Below are 18,227 nucleotides of genomic sequence, written 5' to 3' on the forward strand. Positions count from 1 at the left end.
AATCTAAAATCAACAATCTAAAATAACCACACCAATGTTAAAAATAGCCATTCTAGGACTTGGAGAAGGACGAAGCACGATGTCGGCCGCTATAGAAAGTTCAAAATTAGAGCTTGTAAAAATATGCGACAGAAACGAAGATTTGTGTAAGCAAAGAGCAAAAGAGTTCGATTTTCATTCGTATACAACCAATTACGACGATATCTTAAAAGATGATTCAATTGATATCATTGCAATTTATACACCAGATCACCTGCACGCGCAGCATGTTAAACAAGCTTTACTGCACGGAAAACACGTTGTTTGTACAAAACCTTTTATAGACGATCTTTCTGATGTCAAAGAGCTGTTAGAATTGAGCAAAACATCTGGAAAGAAAGTTTTCATTGGTCAAAGTTCTCGTTTCTTCGAACCTGCAAAAAGACAAAGAGCTGATTTTGAAGCCGGTTTAATTGGAGATTTAATTACAATTGAAGCGCAATATCATGCCGATCACAGATGGTTTTTAAAGAAAGAATGGTCGCTTTTGCAATCATTTAAATGGCTGTACGGAGGTTTGAGTCATCCTGTGGATTTCATTAGATGGTATCTTCCAAATATTCAGGAAGTAATGGGGTACGGAATGATCAGCAGTAACGGACAAAATGCGGGCTTAAAGAATGAAGATACTATGCACTTTATCTTTAAAGCAACTGATGGAAGAATTGCCAGAGTAAGCGGTGTGTATACCTCGCCGACTCAGCCAGCCCAAAGAGACAGTGGCATGAGCACGATTTTAAGAGCAACAGAAGGGGCAAGTCAGGCAGATTATCACGAATTGCGTTACGCCGTTACAGATAAAACGGGTGAAGAAAAAGTGATTACTTGGGGCGATAGTACTTTAAAATATTATTTCCGTTTTGAAGGGCAAAGTCATCATGGCGGTGAATATCAGAATTACTTAGAATATTTTGCACATAGTATCGAGCAGAATTTTGAGGCTTATCCAAACATGGAAGAAGGAATTGGAACCGTGGCATTGCTTCAGGCAATGGATAAATCTTTGCAAACAGGAATGCCGGTTAAAATTGCCGATATTCTTAATGAATACGGACTATGAACAGTATCTACGATAAATTAACAACGCTAGATTTTATAATCGTTGCCGTGTATCTGGTGACTTTATTGGTCATTGGTTATGTGGTAAGCGTAAAACAGAGCAAGAAAAACGAAACATTATTTTTAGCTTCTAACTCCTTGAGCTGGTACAGTATCGGATTTAATATGTGGGGAACCAATGTTGGTCCTTCATCATTATTGGCCTTTGCAAGTATTGGTTATGCTACGGGAATTGTAGCCGGAAATTTTGAGTGGTATGCGTTTGTATTTTTACTGCTTTTGGCGATGGTTTTTGCACCCAAATATATTGCAAGTAAAGTAAGTACAATGCCCGAATATATGGGGAAACGCTACGGCGACAGTACGCAGAATATTTTGGCGTGGTATGCTATGGTAAAAATATTGGTAAGCTGGTTGTCTTTGGGATTATTCAGTGGGGGCGTTTTAGTGCGTCAGATTTTGGGAATTCCGATGTGGCAGAGCGTTACGGTTTTAGTAATTTTTTCAGGAATATTTACCTTTGCCGGAGGATTAAAAGCAATTGCAAAAGTCAATGTTTTTCAGATGATTCTGCTGATTGTAGTTTCGCTGACGCTTTCTTATTTAGGTTTGCAAAAACTGGGCGGAATAGATGTTTTAATTGCGAAAACACCTTCTAATTTTTGGAATTTAGTACGACCTTCAGATGATGCCCATTATCCTTGGCCTGCTATTTTATTAGGATATCCGGTTGCTGCAGTTGCATTTTTCTGTACCGATCAATCGATGGTGCAGAGTGTTTTAGGAGCAAAGAACTTAGAGCAGGGACAATTGGGTGTAAACTTTATTGGCTGGTTAAAAGTAATGGCTCTGCCGTTGTTTATTCTTCCTGGAATTTTATGTTATGCATTATATCCAGAATTAGGAAGCAACTCAGACTTAGCTTATATGACAATGGTTACCAACTTATTTCCAAGTGGAATGAATGGTTTGGTAATCTGTGTGATGATTGCAGTTTTGGTAGGTACAATTGGTTCTTCTTTAAACGCTTTAAGTACCGTTTTTACAAATGATATCTATGTAAAGAAAATCAACCCAAATGCGACTATTAAAGATCAAATTAAAATTGGGCGTTTAACAATTGCTGCTGGATGTGTTTTTGCGATTCTGATTGCTGTTGCAATTGACAATATTAAAGGGCAGAATCTGTTTAATATTTTTCAGGCGGTTTTAGGATTCTTAGCGCCGTCTTTATCGGTTGTGTTTTTGCTGAGTGTTTTTTGGAAACGCACTACAAAAAAAGCAGTAAATGCTACACTTTCTTGGGGTTCTGCTTTTAGTTTATTCGTTGGAGTTCTGTATTTATGGATTTTTCCTGCCGATAAATATCCGGTTTGGCCTCACTTTTTGTTAATCTCATTTTACATTTTTGCTGTGCTTTTAATTGCAGCAGTTATTATTTCTTTAACGGATAAAAATCCTGAGGTTAACTTTTCAGATGAAACGGATATTCCTAAAACTAGTAAAAAGGTAAAGCTTTTGTTTGGGTTACTGGGGTTGGTGATTTTGGTTTTGTATTTGGTTTTTAATGGGAATTAATAAATACTTATTTTTATATTGCATGTTTATTTTATAAAATGACGTAAGTGTAATAATAGGTATATTTATGGAAGTACTTTTGACTAATGAAGAGTTGTTTTTGATTGAAAAAGAGGCAAATGTTAATTTAGAATATTATTTTGATACTCATGTTATTGATGGATATGCTATGCATATTTCTATAAAAACTATTTCAAAAAATAATAAACTTATCTTTATTGTAGGGAATGATTTTACAGGTTTTAAACATTTAAATGAAAGACATAGTTTTCTATCATTTAAAAACTATTGGATGTCTTTTGAGGAACGCTTAAAATTAGATGATCCAAGTAAATTTAATCCAAAAATGATACCTATTGTAGATTATGTAAAAATTGCAGATCTCATATTTTGTGAAGAAAATAAGAATGTTTCAAAAAATAATAGACCAGAGACATTTGATAAATTTACTGGATTTTTAGATAATGAAAATAAAGAAAAGTATCATCTACTAACTTACAAGGACACTAAAATTGTTCATACCCTTTTTCCTGATAAAAAAAAATATAATAGTAAAAGAAAATGTAAATTTGGAAAAGGCACAGCTAAAATCTCGACAAAATTTCCCGAAGGATATAATGATTTATTGATGCCCTATGAAAATAGTGATGGTAAAATGGCATACTCAATTTTATTTAGAAAATACTATTTAGAAAAAATTGAAAAATTGTTTATTCAAAAGCATGATGAAGAAGAGAATGTAGTTGGACAATTTTTACTTGATTATCGGAGTTTTGAAGACTTTGAAAAATTTCAACATTCTGATATGTATGAACTCCAGAATTCTAATTTATTTGAATTTGAGAAATTAATTAATGAAATTGACTATAGATTAACTGAAAAAGTTATTTAGAATTAAAATATAGATAAAGGCGCTTTCCGAATAAGAAAGCGTTTTTTTATTATTTCTCAGAAGTTGAAACCAACAACTCCCGAATATCAACCTTCAAATATTTAGAAACCTCATAAAGCGTTTCAATAGAAGGCTGAGCTTCATTTGTACACCAACGCGAAACAGTCGATACAGTTTTACCTAAATGATTGGCTAATTCTTTACTGGTTCGATTGTTTTCAACCAAAACAACTTTTATTCTATTTAATTTAAGTTTCGACACAATGTTGATTTATTGACATTTCATGCAAATATCTTATAATTTAAATATAATAAAAAGAATACTTCAAATACTTAAAATTGCCCTAAAACCATAATTTATTGTCTTAAAAATATTATTTGTAGTATAATTTTTACTATTTTTGTTTCAATGAAATAAAAATATAATGAAACAATCAGCGAAAAGACGATTAAAAATCCAGCCAAAACATATTGCAAGATCATATCATCGATACGTTATATTTCCAGAAATACGTCTTTGCGGAAAATGGCTTCAGAAAATCGGTTTTAATTACGGGAATTTTGTAACGATTGAACATCAGCAAAATAAAATTATTATTACAACCAATAATGAAATTAAAACCCCATAAAAAGCATCTATCTCAAAAAGACCCCTTTTCAATTACGCAAAATCAGTTAGGTATAAATAGTTAAATATAATATTTTTCGTATATTTTAAATTTATTTGTAGTTTTTATATTACATTTGCATCGCTTTTTAAATAATGTTTAATGATAAAAATGTAATTATGTCAAAGAGTATATTAGCAGTTTTAATTTTGTCTCTTATTTCTATTAATAATATTTCTTCTCAAAATCAGAAGATTTTCATTACTAGTGTCAAAAAAGGAGATAATAGTGTAGAATACAATTATACAAAATCGGTATCTGGTAATTATTTTGTGGAATTTGAATTAGAAAGTGCGTCGAATGTTGAAGATATTTCGGCATTTAGAAAAACTTATAATTTAAATTTAAAAGACAATTCAGGAACGCTTTTTAAATTAGTTCCGATTGACAAAGAAAAACCAATTTATTGTTCTTATACATATAGTTATAAAAAAGGTTCTATAAAGCCTATATTAGATAACAGCGTTGTATACTTTCTTCCATTTAAAGAGAAAAAGGAAGTTACAATATATGAATCCTTTAAATATAATGTAAAACCTGAGATTTGGAAAAACTATACGGTATACTCTAAAAACAAGGACACTATATGTGCAATGAGAAAAGGTATAGTAAGTGAAATAAGAAAATTTACAGTCTCAGATAAAGGAAATACAGTCTTTAGAACAGAAATTATAATTGATCATGCTGATGGAACAAATGCATCTTATACAGGTGTTGATGACAATTTATTGGTTGTAAGGCTTAATGATCAAGTTTATCCTGGTTCGGTCCTTGGTGTGGTGGATGATATAGTTGATAGTGATAATTACCATGTTTTTAAATTTAATGTGTATTATTTTTCTAGTGAAGAAGTAGAAAGTATAGATGGTAAAAAGCTTAAAATAGTTGAAAAATCGGTTTTACCAATTTTTTATACTGCAGATGGATATCAGAACATATCTGGCGATAAAAAGTACATTGTAAAATATAACGATGAAGTTTTTTCTAAAGAAATGACTTCCAAAGAAAAAGAAAAGTACACTTTAAACAAGAAGTTAATATAAAAACAAAATGCTCTAAAAATATTTTAGAGCATTTTGTTTTTATACATCTTTATAGTTTAGTTTTTATTCTTTTTTTCAAGATTAGGTAAAAATCCGGTAATAATACCAATTAAAGGCAGGAACGCACAAATTCTAAATACATATTCTATACTTGTACTATCAGCAATTTTCCCTAAAATAGCAGAACCTAAACCACCCATTCCGAAAGCAAATCCGAAGAAAAGACCAGCAACAAGTCCAACTTTCCCAGGCATTAATTCAGTTGCGTAAACTAAAATTGCTGAGAATGCCGAAGAAAGAATCAACCCGATGATTACAGATAAAGTTCCAACCCAAAATAAAGAAACATAAGGAAGAAGCATAGTGAAAGGAGCAACCCCAAGAATCGAAACCCAGATTACATATTTTCTTCCGTATCGGTCTCCAATTGGTCCACCAATTAAAGTTCCTGCAGCAACAGCACCAGAGAATAAAAATAAATATACTTGTGATTGTTGAATCGTAATATGAAATTTATCAATCAAAAAGAAAGTATAATAACTGGTAATGCTACTCATATAGAAATACTTAGAGAAAATCAAAACTAATAAAATGATCAACGAAGCAATTACCCTGTTTTTAGATAGATGATGTGTCTCAACCTGATGAGAAACTTTATTGGCATTTCTTTCGGATAAATGTGCAGTGTACCAAATTGCAATTTTATACAAAGTAAAAACGCCAACTAATGCAATAATACAAAACCAAGCGATATAAGATTGTCCGTGCGGAATAACGATAAATGCCGCCAATAACGGACCAATAGCACTTCCTGCATTTCCTCCTAATTGGAAGATAGACTGCGCCAAACCTTTTTTTCCACCTGAGGCTAAATGTGCTACTCTAGATGATTCTGGATGAAAAATAGAAGATCCAATTCCGATTAAACTTACTGATAATAATAGATAAGTAAAGGTTGAAGCAATCGAAACCAAGAAAAGTCCAGTCATTGTAAAACACATACCGACAATCAGCGAATATGGTTTGGAATTTTTATCGGTATACATTCCCACAAACGGCTGTAAAATTGAAGCTACGATTTGGTACGTAAAAGTGATGATTCCGATTTGAGAAAAACTCAAGTTAAAATTTTCTTTTAACAGCGGATAAATTGATGGTACAACAGCTTGTAAAAGATCATTAATTAAATGAGAAAAACTTATGATAAATAAGATCGAATAAGTGGTTTTTTTAAGTATGTCAGGATTTGCTTTAATAGTGTCCATGAGATATTTTTTGATTTTAAAATTAGGTTTAAAAACAACAGCTGTATTATTTTTTGCAAAGATTAAAAGAATAGTAATGTCAGAATTGCTATATTTGGACAATGAATAACCAGATTCGGACATATCGAATAGCACAGGAGCATGGATACAAAATAGATCCATCAATACCTATTATTGGATATACCGAAATGGTAACCAACGAAATGTGCATCTCGCACTCGCATCCCAGAGGTCAGCTTATTTATGCTACGCGTGGTGTAATGAATGTCGTAGTAGGGAATCATATTTGGGTGGTAAATCCGTTACAGGGTTTGTGGCTTCCGGGCGGAGTAGAGCATCAGGTCACTTTTCAAAAAGACGTTAATTATTACAGCGTGTTTATCGATCCCTCTGCAATGGAAGGATTGCCGACAAACAGTTTTTCATTTGATATTCCGATGTTTTTAAAGCAGTTGGTTTTCAAAATCATTTCTTTTGGAATAGAAGGAAATCTCACTCCGCCACAAAAAAGAATCATTTCTGTTTTTTTGGATGAATTAGCTTTAATTGAGCCAAGTGCAACCTTTCTGCCAACAACCAATCACGAAAGATTACAAAAAGTAGTTGAACTTTTAATGGATGACGTTTCAAGCAAAAACACTATAGAATATTACGCCGAACTTTCTTTTATGAGCACCAGAACATTATCCCGATTGTTTATCAAAGAATTGGGAATGAATTTCAGCGATTGGCGCACCCGAATGAAATTACTGGAAGCTATTAAAAGATTAGGCGAAAAACAATCCATAAAAGAAATCGCTTTAGATTTAGGTTACGAAACAGCGAGTGCTTTTATTTATATGTTTAAAAAGCATTTGGGCAAAACACCTTCTAACTATATTTTAGAAGATGAAAATGAGGATAAAATTTCTGCTTAGAGTTAAAAATGGATGTTTATATTTTTGTTAAGTAATATGATCAAAAAAGTAATAAATTTTGGTTTTTAATCAAATCTATTTAATTTTAGTTTTTTTTACGTATTTAAGTTAAATTTATATTATTTTATATATTAAATGGAAGCAAAAGAGCAAGAGTCTTATTTAGAAAAACAAGTTGAAATTAGAATTTTACAAAAAGAGATTCAAGAGATAGAGGCTTCACATAAGAAAATTTTTAATATTAAAATTATAATAGTATTAGGATTAATAGGTATGCTTTTTGGCGGTGGCATATCATATTATACAAATTATACAAATTATGGGTTTGAAAGAGATATTAAAATAAGTTCTTTTTTAGACAAAAGTGAATATTCGAAATATATAATAAAAAAGTATAAAAAAGATCATGAAATTTTGGAATATTCCTATGATAGTTTTGGAGAAAAAACTTCAGAAAAAATTTCTCAAAAAGAAGTAAAAAATGCTTTTAACGAAATTGATAAAAAAGTTTCTTCAATTGAGGAAAGTATGAAAAATAAGAATATTAAAGATGTAATTATTGGCGCTTTAATTGGAGGTGCTGTACTACTCATTTATTATTTTTTATTTTATGGCTTGTCATTATTTATTGGTAAGGCTAAAATTTCAAAAAACAAGTTAAAACTTATTGAAATCGGTGCAACTGAGTTAAAACAAAATCTTAACTCTGAAGATGAGAAAGATTTTTTTACGCAATTGGTTCAAATAAATTTTAAATATTTAGATCAGTACTATCTTCAAACACAAGAGCAGGCTGATAAAAGTTTTTGGATATCTGCTATTGCTTCAATTGTTGGATTTTTAGTTATAATAACAGGTATTATTTTAATGTATAATAGAGAAAATAATGATTCAGGCTATGTTGCAACTGCTGCCGGTGTATTAAGTCAATTTATTGCAGCAATTTTTTTCTACTTATATAATAAAACAATACTTAAAATGTCACAGTATCATCAAAAGCTAGTAATTACTCAAAACATTAGCTTAGCTTTAAAGACTGCAGATTTATTAAAAGATTCAAAAGAAAAGGTATTAGAAACTTTAATAGATAGATTAACTATGGATGTTAACAAATATTTGTCAAATTCAATTGAAGACTAAAAGCTTTATTTTTTATTAATTTTATAGTTTTATATTCTATATTCTACATAGGATATTAAATTATTTACTATAAATTGGAATATTAAAATAAAATTTAGGCTAACATAATTTAGAGAATTCTATATTAAAAATCTAATTTGAAACTTATATGTTTTTTTTAAACATCACTTTTTTTTAATACTAAAAAAGTGATAAGCCATAATTTTTCCCTTAAAAAATTATCAAAAAGTATTATTTTTTATGAAATAGCAGGATAGTGCAGGTTGTGAAATGTAAAGATAACACTTATCTTTAGTCCCAAAATAAACTTACTATGCAAAACCGCTTTTCCATTTTTAAGACTTTACTTCTTTTTGTTGCCTTTTTTTATTGTTCGTTGTTATCAGCACAAGAAAAACCAAAAGAAGCGACATGGATCTGGTATCCAGGAGATTTTGAAGTTTGTTTAAGCAATAAAATGCAGGTAAGACGCACAGAACGCGAAGCAGTATTTCCACCGCTTTGGCAATATTACAGTCCGTATGCCTTGGTAACTTTTCAAACAGAAGTAGATATTCCGGAACCAGACGACGTAAAAATCTACTCAGAAGGACCTTTTCAATTACTTTTAGATGGTGTTCAAATTTACGGACAGCCTAAATCAATAAAAATTCCTTCTGGAAAACACAAAATTTCATTTAAAGTATACAATCAAGAAGTACTGCCTGCGATTTATATTAATGGAAAATATGTAAAATCTGATGCATACTGGAAAGTAACCAATGAAGATAAACTTTGGATCGATGAAACTGGAAAAGCACAACAATCTGGTACACCTTGGGTTCCCGTGGGTTCTTGGAATTTTAATTCACCAGAAAATAAACCTTCTGAGTTTAAACTGACAACCAAACCTTTGAGTGCCAAAAAAACAGAAAAAATAGGAAATGGAGAGCTGGTAGATTTTGGTAAAGAAACTTTTGGTTATATTAAAATTCACGGTTTAAAAGGAAAAGGTAAAGTAGCACTTTATTATGGCGAATCTCGTGAAGAAGCTTTGGATTCTGCCAGATGCGAAACTTTAGATCATTTATCTTTTGATGGAAACCAGTCTCAAACCTATACACACGACGGATCGAAAGCATTTCGCTATGTTCAGGTACAAACTGATGCAACAGTAAAATACGATTCGATTTCGATGCTTTATGAATATTTACCATTAGATTATCGTGGAGCTTTCAAATCTTCGGATGAACAATTGAATAAAATTTGGGATGTGTCGGCATATACGATGCATTTAACAACTCGCGAATTTTTTATAGACGGAATAAAACGCGACCGTTGGGTTTGGTCTGGCGATGCTTATCAAAGTTATTTAATGAATTATTATTTATTCTTTGATTCGGCTTCTGTAGAACGAACGCTTTTAGCGCTTCGCGGAAAAAATCCTGTAACGGCTCACGTAAATATTATAATGGATTATTCGCTCTATTGGTTTGTAGGAGTTTACGATTACTACTTACATACAGGCGATACCAAATTCATCAAAACTTTTTATCCAAGAATGAAATCACTTATGGATTTCTGTTTAGAAAGAAGAAATAAAAACGGATTCCTTGAACCATTAGAAGGCGATTGGGTTTTTATTGATTGGGCAGACGGATTACCAAAAACCGGCGAGGTTAGTTTTGAGCAAATGCTTTTAGCGAGAAGTTTAGAAGCTATGGCGGTTAGTGCTAAAATTGCAGGTGAAAGTGAAGATCAAAAACAATATCAAAAATTAGGGGATGATTTAAAAACGAAATTATTTGATGTGTTTTGGGATAAAAAAGAAAACGTCATGAAGCACCAGCGTATCGACGGTAAAATGCAAAATATTGTAACCAGATATGCTAATATGTTCGGTATTTTTTTCAATTATTTTACTGAAGAACAAAAACAAAGTGTAAAAAATAAAGTGTTACTGAATAAAGATGTTCTTCAAATCACAACACCTTACATGCGTTTTTACGAGTTGGAAGCCTTGTGTGCTATGGGCGAACAGAATTATGTTTTAAAAGAAATGAAAGATTATTGGGGCGGAATGCTGAATGAGGGCGCTACATCTTTCTGGGAAGAATACAATCCGAACAAAAAAGAAACAGAGCATTTAACTATGTACGGACGTCCTTACGGGAAAAGTCTCTGTCATGCTTGGGGAGCCAGTCCGATTTATTTATTAGGAAAATATTATTTGGGTGTAAAACCAACCGCACCAGGATATACTGAATATGAAATCAAACCGAATCTTGGAGGTTTAAAATGGATGGAAGGAAAAGTACCAACTCCAAACGGTGAAGTTTCATTGTATTGCAGTAGCAAAGAAATTAAGGTAAAAGCAAGTGAGGGACAAGGAAAATTAATTTTTGAAAGTGCAAGCAAACCAAAAACAAACTCAGGAATAATTACAGAATTATCGAAAAATAAATATCAGTTAACGGTTAAACCGAATGTGGAATATAAAGTGAGTTATAGGGCTTTTTAGTAATTAGTTCATAGTGATTAGTAATTAGTTCTTAGTGATTAGTGATTAGTCCTTAGTGATTAGTGATTAGTCCTTAGTGATTAGTTTAGTTCTTAGTGATTAGCAGTTAGTTTATAAACGTCTAGTTTGTCATTCCGAGTGAAAGGAGGAATCACACTCGTAACCACAAAGATTGTCACGTGAGTTTTGTCATTTCGACGAAGGAGAAATCTCCACAAGTAGCTCCACACAGAATGTCGCCAATCTTTGTAGAGTTTCTAATGAAGATTTCTCCTTCGTAGAAATGACAAGATTGAAGAAATTCTGAAGTCAATAAAAAATAAAAAAACAATGTTATCAAAAAATAAAAAATACAATTTTAAATTAAAAACTGCTTTCGTAATGCTGTTGATTTTCTGCATTCAAGTATCAGCACAAACTACCGCTTGGAAACCAGCATCTTTTGAAGTTGTAAAATCAAATTACAAAACATTCAAAACCACGCAATACGCTCATGTTTTTTCAGGAAGCAAACATAATATTGTTCGGTTAGCTCCCGAATTAGAAGGTTTACAAGGAATCGAACTTCCTTTGGATAAATATAAAAACGGAACAAATTCACCTTTACAGTTAAAGTTTAAAGATAATGTTCAGGTATTAATTGGCGTTTTTCAGGAAAAAGGAAATCCCGAATATCTTCAATTTAATAATTCGGCGAAAGCCAAATTAATATTAGAAAATGGAATAACAATTACAGGTTTGCCTCCCGTAAATGTGTATGCAATTTCCTATTCAAAAGGAACTCAAACTATAAATCCTGGAAAAGGTTTATTTACAGTTTTAGGAGTTGTAAAAGCTTCTCAGAAATTAGAAAAAAGAAACGCAGAACTTCCGGACGGAAAACTATGGAACCCAACTTTTATTGTTGAAGGATTTTCAGATGAAAAACCTCTTTTTGAAATTATTGGCGGCGAAAATAGACCGGTTATTGATGAAGGAATGTCTGGAACAGAAGGAATTCAGGGAGGATTTGAGGGTGGACGCGTGGTAAAAGTAGGTGATACGTATCATATGTTTCCAACGGAAAGAGCGGGCGAAATTGGTGTAGATTATTATTACGATCGTGTGAAGACAAAAATTGGACACTGGACAAGTAAAGATGCCATCACTTGGAAAAGAGAATCAACAATCTATCAGGCTAGTGGAACTTATGCCGTTACCGAAGATGATAACCCAATGAATGATCGCCGTGCCGCAATTTGGTCGTATATGCCGGTTTTTAACGAAAAGGCAAACAAATGGTACGGCTATTATTTGGCTTATACGGTGAGTAAAGAAATAGAACCAAATCATTCTTTTGGAAGAATCTGGAGATGTGAATCTACCGTAGAAGGAATTAACGGAATTGGTGGCCCTTATAAAGATATGGGAATCATTATGGAACCAGGATTGGATTCTCAGCCTTGGGAAGGGCGTCAGGGTGTAGCTTCATTTTTTCCATATAAAGTCGGCGATAAATATTTCGGATTCTACAGCGGAGCATATCCGTTTAATTCCTGGGCAGATTATCCGAAGAAATCAGGGAAAGGCTGGTTTGTGGCTTTGGCCGAATCAAAAAGTTTAGAAGGCCCTTGGCAGAGAATGAACAAAGGATTGGAACCCATTAAAACAATGCATCCGCAGTTTGTAGAAAATCCAATTGTAAGCCAATTGCCAAACGGTCTGTACATCGCTATTTTTGATGGAGGCCCAGATGGCTGGGGACATCATTTACCCAATATGATTGCGTATTCCTTATCTGCAGACGGTATTAAATGGTCAGAAGCAAGATATTTACCAATAGAAACCAAAGTTAATAAATGGTGGGATATTATGAGAACGCCATTGTGCTTAATCCCAGAAGGAAATGATGTTTACACAATTGTGTATAACGCAATCGACTTAAAAAGAAGATTTCATCCTACAGGAATGGTAAAAGTTAAATTGAACAAAGATGTAATGGAAACAAGATTATCAGAATTGAAAAAATAAATTAAAGTTTCCCGCAGATTTTGCAGATCAAGCAGATAAAGAAATCAGCAAAATCTGCGAGAGAAACAAAATAAAATAAAAATCCGTTTTTATCCGCGTCTTTACGAAGTAAATCCGCGTCATCAGCGTTCAAAACCACATTTTGTATAACAACACAAAAATGAAAAATAAAATTAAATACGTATTAATCGCCATTACAGTACTTGCCCTAACAAGCTGTGCAACCAAATATAAAAAACGAGACATTACCGAAAACGTAATGAAGGAGATCTACAACGAAATTAAAACACCTTATAAATACGGTTTAGTAATGGTTCCGACAGACAACTCCTATAAAATGGATTGTCCGAGTGTATTTAGAAAAGATGGTAAATGGTTTATGACCTATTTAATTTATGATGGAAGAGGTTATGAAACTTGGTTAGCAGAAAGTGACAACCTTTTAGATTGGAAATATTTAGGAAAAGTAATGTCTTTCTCAGAAAACGAAAAACATTGGGATGTTAATCAAAAAGCGGGATACATGTCGTTACAAGATCCAGCTTGGGGCGGAAGCTACGAATGGGAAAAATACGAAGGTAAATATTGGATGAGTTATTTTGGAGGAGACAGCAAAGGTTACGAAGCAGGCGTTTTATCAATAGGAATGGCTTATACCAAAGAAGCACCAACAAAACCACACGAATTTCAAAGATTAGAAAATCCGGTTTTAACGCCAAAAGACAAAGACGCCAGATGGTGGGATAATAGTACGATGTACAAAAACAGTGTGATTCGCGATAAGGACAAAGTTACAGGACACAATTTTATCATGTATTACAATGCGCGAGGTGATAGTTTAAATCCTGCTAAAGGTGCAGAGCGTATTGCTATGGCGGTATCGAATGATATGAAAAAATGGGAGCGTTATGGCGATAAACCTTTAATCAATCATCATAAAGGAATTTCTGGAGATGCCTATATTCAGCGTATAAATGATACCTGGGTGATGTTCTATTTTGGAGCTTTTTGGACAGGTTGGAATCAAGGTGCGTTTAACCGTTTTGCAGTTTCGAATGATTTAGTAAACTGGACAGATTGGAAAGGCGACGATTTGATTAAATCATCTGAACCTTATGATGATATGTTTGCTCATAAATCATTTGTTGTAAAACATGATGGCGTTGTCTATCATTTTTACTGCGCCGTAAACAAAGCAGAACAAAGAGGAATTGCCGTTGCAACTTCGAAAGACATAGGAACAAGTAAATTGAATTTTGTGGCACCGCCGGAGAAGGTTAAGAAGTAGTTATGAGTTATGAGATACACTTAAGACTCTTTATAAAAATGATAATATTTGACAAAAGAGACTCCGTTAGGAGGCACTGGTCGGTAGAAGAAGCGAAATTAATACGCATTTATGTTCCGTAGGAACATCTGAAACAACAACAATGAAATACAATATAAAATCAATGTTTAAGTCAAATCACATTCAGCAATTTTTCAACTTTCGACTTTCGACTTTCGACTTTTTGACTGTAATTTTACTATTTACAACTTACACGAACGCCCAATCCGTAACAGGAGAACCAGCTGGTATTCCAGAATTACACAAAAAATACCAATTTGCACCATGGGAAGACCCAACGGTTACAAGCATCAACAGACAGTCTTCAAGAGCGACCGCATATTCATATACAAGTATTGAAGACGCTTTAAAAGGCGACAGAACCAAAAGCCGAATCCAAATGCTCAACGGCGATTGGGATTTTAAATATGCCGTAAATCTAAAAGAAGCATCAAAAGATTTCTACAAAAACACAGTTTCAGGTTGGGATAAAATAGAAGTTCCGTCAAACTGGGAAATGAAAGGTTATGACAATCCAATTTACAAAAGTGCCGTTTATCCGTTTAGACCAATAAATCCGCCTTATATCCCAAAAGATTACAACGGAGTAGGTTCTTATCAGCGTAGTTTTACCGTTCCTGCAAACTGGAAAGATATGACCGTTACGCTTCATTTTGGAGCCGTAAGCTCAGGATTTCAGGTTTGGTTAAACGGAGAATTTTTAGGTTATGGCGAAGACAGTTTTCTGCCGTCAGAATTTGATATTACACCCTATTTAAAAGAAGGCGAAAATGTAGTTTCGGTTCAGGTAATCCGCTGGGCAGATGGCTCTTATTTAGAAGATCAGGATCACTGGCGTGTAAGCGGAATCCAACGTGAAGTTTTTATTATGGCAGAGCCAAAATTACGCATTCAGGATTTCTTTGTTCAAACCAAATTAGACAAACAATACACAGATGCGATTTTTAAACTACGTCCGAAAGTGGAGAATTTGACTGGAGAAAAAATCAAAGATTATACAATGAATGTTCAGTTGTACGATGCCAATAATACGGCAATGTTCAAAGAACCGCTTCAGAGACCAGTAATCGATTTAATCAACGAAAGTTATCCTCGTTTGGATAATGTACGTTTTGGGTTTTTTCAGGAAACTATTAAAAATCCGAAGAAATGGAGTTCAGAAGAGCCGAATTTATATACAATGGTTCTTTCCATAAAAGATAAAAATGGCAACGTTACCGATGCAAAAAGCTGTAAAGTAGGTTTCCGTTCAATTGAATTCTCAAAAGAAAACGGAAAAATGCTCATCAACGGAAAAGAAACTTATGTATATGGAGTCAATCGTCACGATCATCATCCAACTCGTGGAAAAGCCGTTACGAGAGAAGACATCAAACAAGATATAACAACGATTAAGAAGTTCAATTTCAACTTTATACGTACAAGCCACTATCCAAACGATCCTTACTTCTATGAATTATGCGATCAATACGGAATCATGGTTATGGACGAAGCCAATCAGGAAACACACGGAATTGGCGGTAAATTAAGCAACGATCCGCTTTGGACAAATGCTTACATGGAGCGCATGACCCGAATGGTCGAAAGAGATAAAAACCATCCGTCGGTCGTGATGTGGAGTTTAGGTAATGAAGGCGGCAAAGGACCAAATCACGCAGCAATGTCGGGCTGGGTTCACGATTTCGATATCACGCGTCCTGTGCATTATGAGCCCGCGCAAGGAAATGCAAAATTAGACGGCTATATCGATCCGCTTGATCCGGGATATCCAAAAACAATCGATCACGCTTATCGATTCGAAAATCCGCAGGATGATTCTTATGTTGATATGGTCAGCCGTTTTTATCCGGGCGTTTTTACACCTAAATTTTTAGTTGATCAAAAGAAAGATACACGACCAATTATTTTTGTGGAATATTCTCATGCGATGGGAAATTCAGTTGGAAATTTAAAAGAATTATGGGATGAATTCCGTTCGCTTCCAAGAGTTATCGGAGGCTGTATTTGGGAATTTAAAGATCAGGGATTAGTTAAATTTGACTCAAGATCAGGTCAGGAATATTTCGCACACGGAGGAGATTTTGGCGAAAAATACCATGATGGAAACTTCAATACAAAAGGAATTGTAGATTCTAACGGAAAACCAAAAGGATCAATTTTTGAGAATAAATGGGTGTATCAGCCCGCGATTTCGACTTTAAATGGAAATCAGTTAGAAATTAAAAATCGACAGTCGGTTAAATCATTAGAAGATTATATTCCAGTTTTAAAAGTTTTGGAAAACGGAAACGTGATTAAAACTCAGTTTTTAAAACCCTTAAAAGTAGAAGCGGGAGAATCTACAACATTGAATATAAGCCAGTATCTTCCAAAAATGAAAGCCGATGCTGAATATATTTTAAATATAGAATTCCAGCTTTCAAAAGAGGAACTTTGGGCTTCAAAAGGTTACGCTGTCGCGGAAGATCAATTTGTGCTGAAAAAGAAAGAAACGGTTTCTCCTGAATCCAAAAAAGAAATTTTAAACGTTTCAGAATCAGATTCAGATTTTAAAATCAAAGGAAAAACTTTCGATGTTACTATCAGCAAAACAAACGGAGCTTTGAGTTCTTATATTTTTAACGGAGAAGAACAAGTTTTTGCTCCGTTGCTTCCAAACTTCGTAAGACCGCTTACGGATAACGATAAAAGAGGTTGGAAATCACAAAAAGTGCTGAAACAATGGTACAAAGCAAAACCAAAATTGGTCAACATTAAAATAGACAAATCAGCTCCGGAAATTAAAATTACAAGCGATTACGAAATTATAAAAGACAGCGCGAGCGTAAATGTAGTGTACAACATTTTACCAAACGGATTGATAAAAGTAGATTATAGTTTAAAAGCTTCAAACAAACTGCCAAACATTCCAAAAATCGGAATGCAGATGGGCGTTCAAAGAAAATTCGACCAGATTTCGTGGTACGGAAAAGGAGAATTAGAAAATTACAGCGACAGAAGTTTCGGTTCGTTTGTGGGGAAATATTCGCTTCCAATTAATGATTTTATCGAGCATTATGTAAAACCGCAGGAAAATGGAAACCGCTGTGATGTAAGATGGATGGCACTAACAACGCCACAAAAAAATAAAGGATTCTTGGTGGTAAACGATTCAAAAGTTCTAAGCATGAGCGCATGGCCATACACACAGGAAAACCTAAGCGCAGCAACACATACCTACGAATTAAAAGATCCTGGATTTTTAACCGTAAATATTGATTTAGTTCAAATGGGAGTGGGAGGAAACGACAGTTGGACATCAGTCGCACAGCCATTAGAGCAATATCAAATTAAATCGGGAGATTATGAATATAGTTTTTATTTAGTGCCTTTCAGCGGTTCAAAAAATGAATTAGAAAATAACTTGAAGAAATTCAAATATTAAGTTACGATCTATCCTAACAGGTTTACAAAACCTGTTAGGTATTTTCGTTTAAGAGAATCAAAAATCAAAAATTAGAAATTAAAAATAAAAGAAACTCGACAAAATTAAGGATTCAATATCAAACATAGCCCGAGGTTTCAACCTCGGGAAACGTTTCGAATAATCACGTTACGTCCCAATGGTTTCAACCATTGGTTATGTTTTGGAATGAAAAATTAAACCCAACAGTCTCGAAGACTCGGGATTAAAACGTATTAGGTTTTTGTATTAAAAATAGAGTATAAGTATAGTTTGTCAATTTCGACAAAGGAAGAATCACCCACAAAACTCCGCACAGAGAATCG

Annotated in this window: 13 protein-coding genes; 11 read left to right on the forward strand and 2 right to left on the reverse strand. The window is 33.5% G+C overall.

Translation table 11 applies throughout. The features are described 5' to 3' along the window. The first annotated feature begins 34 nt into the window (after nt 1-34). The 3 genes from BSF42_RS18000 to BSF42_RS18010 all read left to right on the forward strand — a co-directional run bounded on the left by BSF42_RS18000 (nt 35) and on the right by BSF42_RS18010 (nt 3,568). Nucleotides 35-1,099, forward strand: coding sequence for a Gfo/Idh/MocA family protein (locus BSF42_RS18000; protein ID WP_095954484.1), 1,065 nt, complete (start codon nt 35-37; stop codon nt 1,097-1,099). After that, nucleotides 1,096-2,676, forward strand: coding sequence for a sodium:solute symporter (locus BSF42_RS18005; protein WP_095954485.1), 1,581 nt, complete (start codon nt 1,096-1,098; stop codon nt 2,674-2,676). The genes BSF42_RS18000 and BSF42_RS18005 overlap by 4 nt, the downstream gene beginning before the upstream one ends. A 67-nt stretch (nt 2,677-2,743) precedes the next feature. Beyond that, entirely contained in the window at nt 2,744-3,568 is an 825-nt protein-coding gene (locus tag BSF42_RS18010; protein ID WP_095954486.1) for a hypothetical protein, read from the forward strand. A 49-nt stretch (nt 3,569-3,617) separates the two neighbouring features. Here the strand turns inward: BSF42_RS18010 and BSF42_RS18015 are convergent, their stop codons facing one another. Next, the gene (locus BSF42_RS18015; RefSeq protein WP_095954487.1) at nt 3,618-3,830 is read right to left on the reverse strand and encodes a helix-turn-helix transcriptional regulator; all 213 of its coding nucleotides are present in this window, start codon (nt 3,828-3,830) and stop codon (nt 3,618-3,620) included. Between the two features lie 163 nt (nt 3,831-3,993). Here BSF42_RS18015 and BSF42_RS18020 point away from each other — a divergent pair, with 163 nt between their 5' ends. Together BSF42_RS18020 and BSF42_RS18025 are read left to right on the forward strand one after the other, a co-directional pair. After that, the gene (locus BSF42_RS18020; RefSeq protein ID WP_095954488.1) at nt 3,994-4,197 is read left to right on the forward strand and encodes a SymE family type I addiction module toxin; all 204 of its coding nucleotides are present in this window, start codon (nt 3,994-3,996) and stop codon (nt 4,195-4,197) included. A gap of 158 nt (nt 4,198-4,355) precedes the next feature. Beyond that, nucleotides 4,356-5,279, forward strand: coding sequence for a hypothetical protein (locus tag BSF42_RS18025; RefSeq protein ID WP_141248477.1), 924 nt, complete (start codon nt 4,356-4,358; stop codon nt 5,277-5,279). Between the two features lie 56 nt (nt 5,280-5,335). Here the strand turns inward: BSF42_RS18025 and BSF42_RS18030 are convergent, their stop codons facing one another. Further along, nucleotides 5,336-6,544, reverse strand: a complete 1,209-nt coding sequence (locus tag BSF42_RS18030) for an MFS transporter (protein WP_095954490.1) — start codon at nt 6,542-6,544, stop codon at nt 5,336-5,338. Nucleotides 6,545-6,645: 101 nt separating this feature from the next. Between BSF42_RS18030 and BSF42_RS18035 the strand changes: the two genes are divergently transcribed. From BSF42_RS18035 to BSF42_RS18060, 6 genes are all read left to right on the forward strand, one after another. Beyond that, nucleotides 6,646-7,461, forward strand: coding sequence for a helix-turn-helix transcriptional regulator (locus BSF42_RS18035; protein ID WP_095954491.1), 816 nt, complete (start codon nt 6,646-6,648; stop codon nt 7,459-7,461). Nucleotides 7,462-7,596: 135 nt separating this feature from the next. Further along, a complete protein-coding gene (locus BSF42_RS18040) occupies nt 7,597-8,601 on the forward strand; it encodes a hypothetical protein (RefSeq protein WP_095954492.1) in 1,005 nt (334 codons plus the stop codon). Between the two features lie 313 nt (nt 8,602-8,914). Next, nucleotides 8,915-11,101 carry a family 78 glycoside hydrolase catalytic domain gene (locus BSF42_RS18045; protein ID WP_095954493.1) on the forward strand — a complete coding sequence of 729 codons (2,187 nt, stop codon included), beginning with the start codon at nt 8,915-8,917 and terminating at the stop codon, nt 11,099-11,101. Nucleotides 11,102-11,431: 330 nt separating this feature from the next. Further along, on the forward strand, nt 11,432-13,111 hold the full coding sequence (locus BSF42_RS18050) for a hypothetical protein (protein WP_095954494.1): 1,680 nt from the start codon (nt 11,432-11,434) through the stop codon (nt 13,109-13,111). A gap of 160 nt (nt 13,112-13,271) precedes the next feature. Then, a complete protein-coding gene (locus BSF42_RS18055; protein ID WP_095954495.1) occupies nt 13,272-14,399 on the forward strand; it encodes a glycosylase in 1,128 nt (375 codons plus the stop codon). A 142-nt stretch (nt 14,400-14,541) separates the two neighbouring features. Continuing rightward, nucleotides 14,542-17,883 carry a glycoside hydrolase family 2 TIM barrel-domain containing protein gene (locus tag BSF42_RS18060; protein WP_253251107.1) on the forward strand — a complete coding sequence of 1,114 codons (3,342 nt, stop codon included), beginning with the start codon at nt 14,542-14,544 and terminating at the stop codon, nt 17,881-17,883. Nucleotides 17,884-18,227 lie beyond the last annotated feature (344 nt).

Origin of the sequence: Flavobacterium sp. ACN6 (assembly GCF_002304005.1) — a bacterium.
GTDB lineage: Bacteria > Bacteroidota > Bacteroidia > Flavobacteriales > Flavobacteriaceae > Flavobacterium.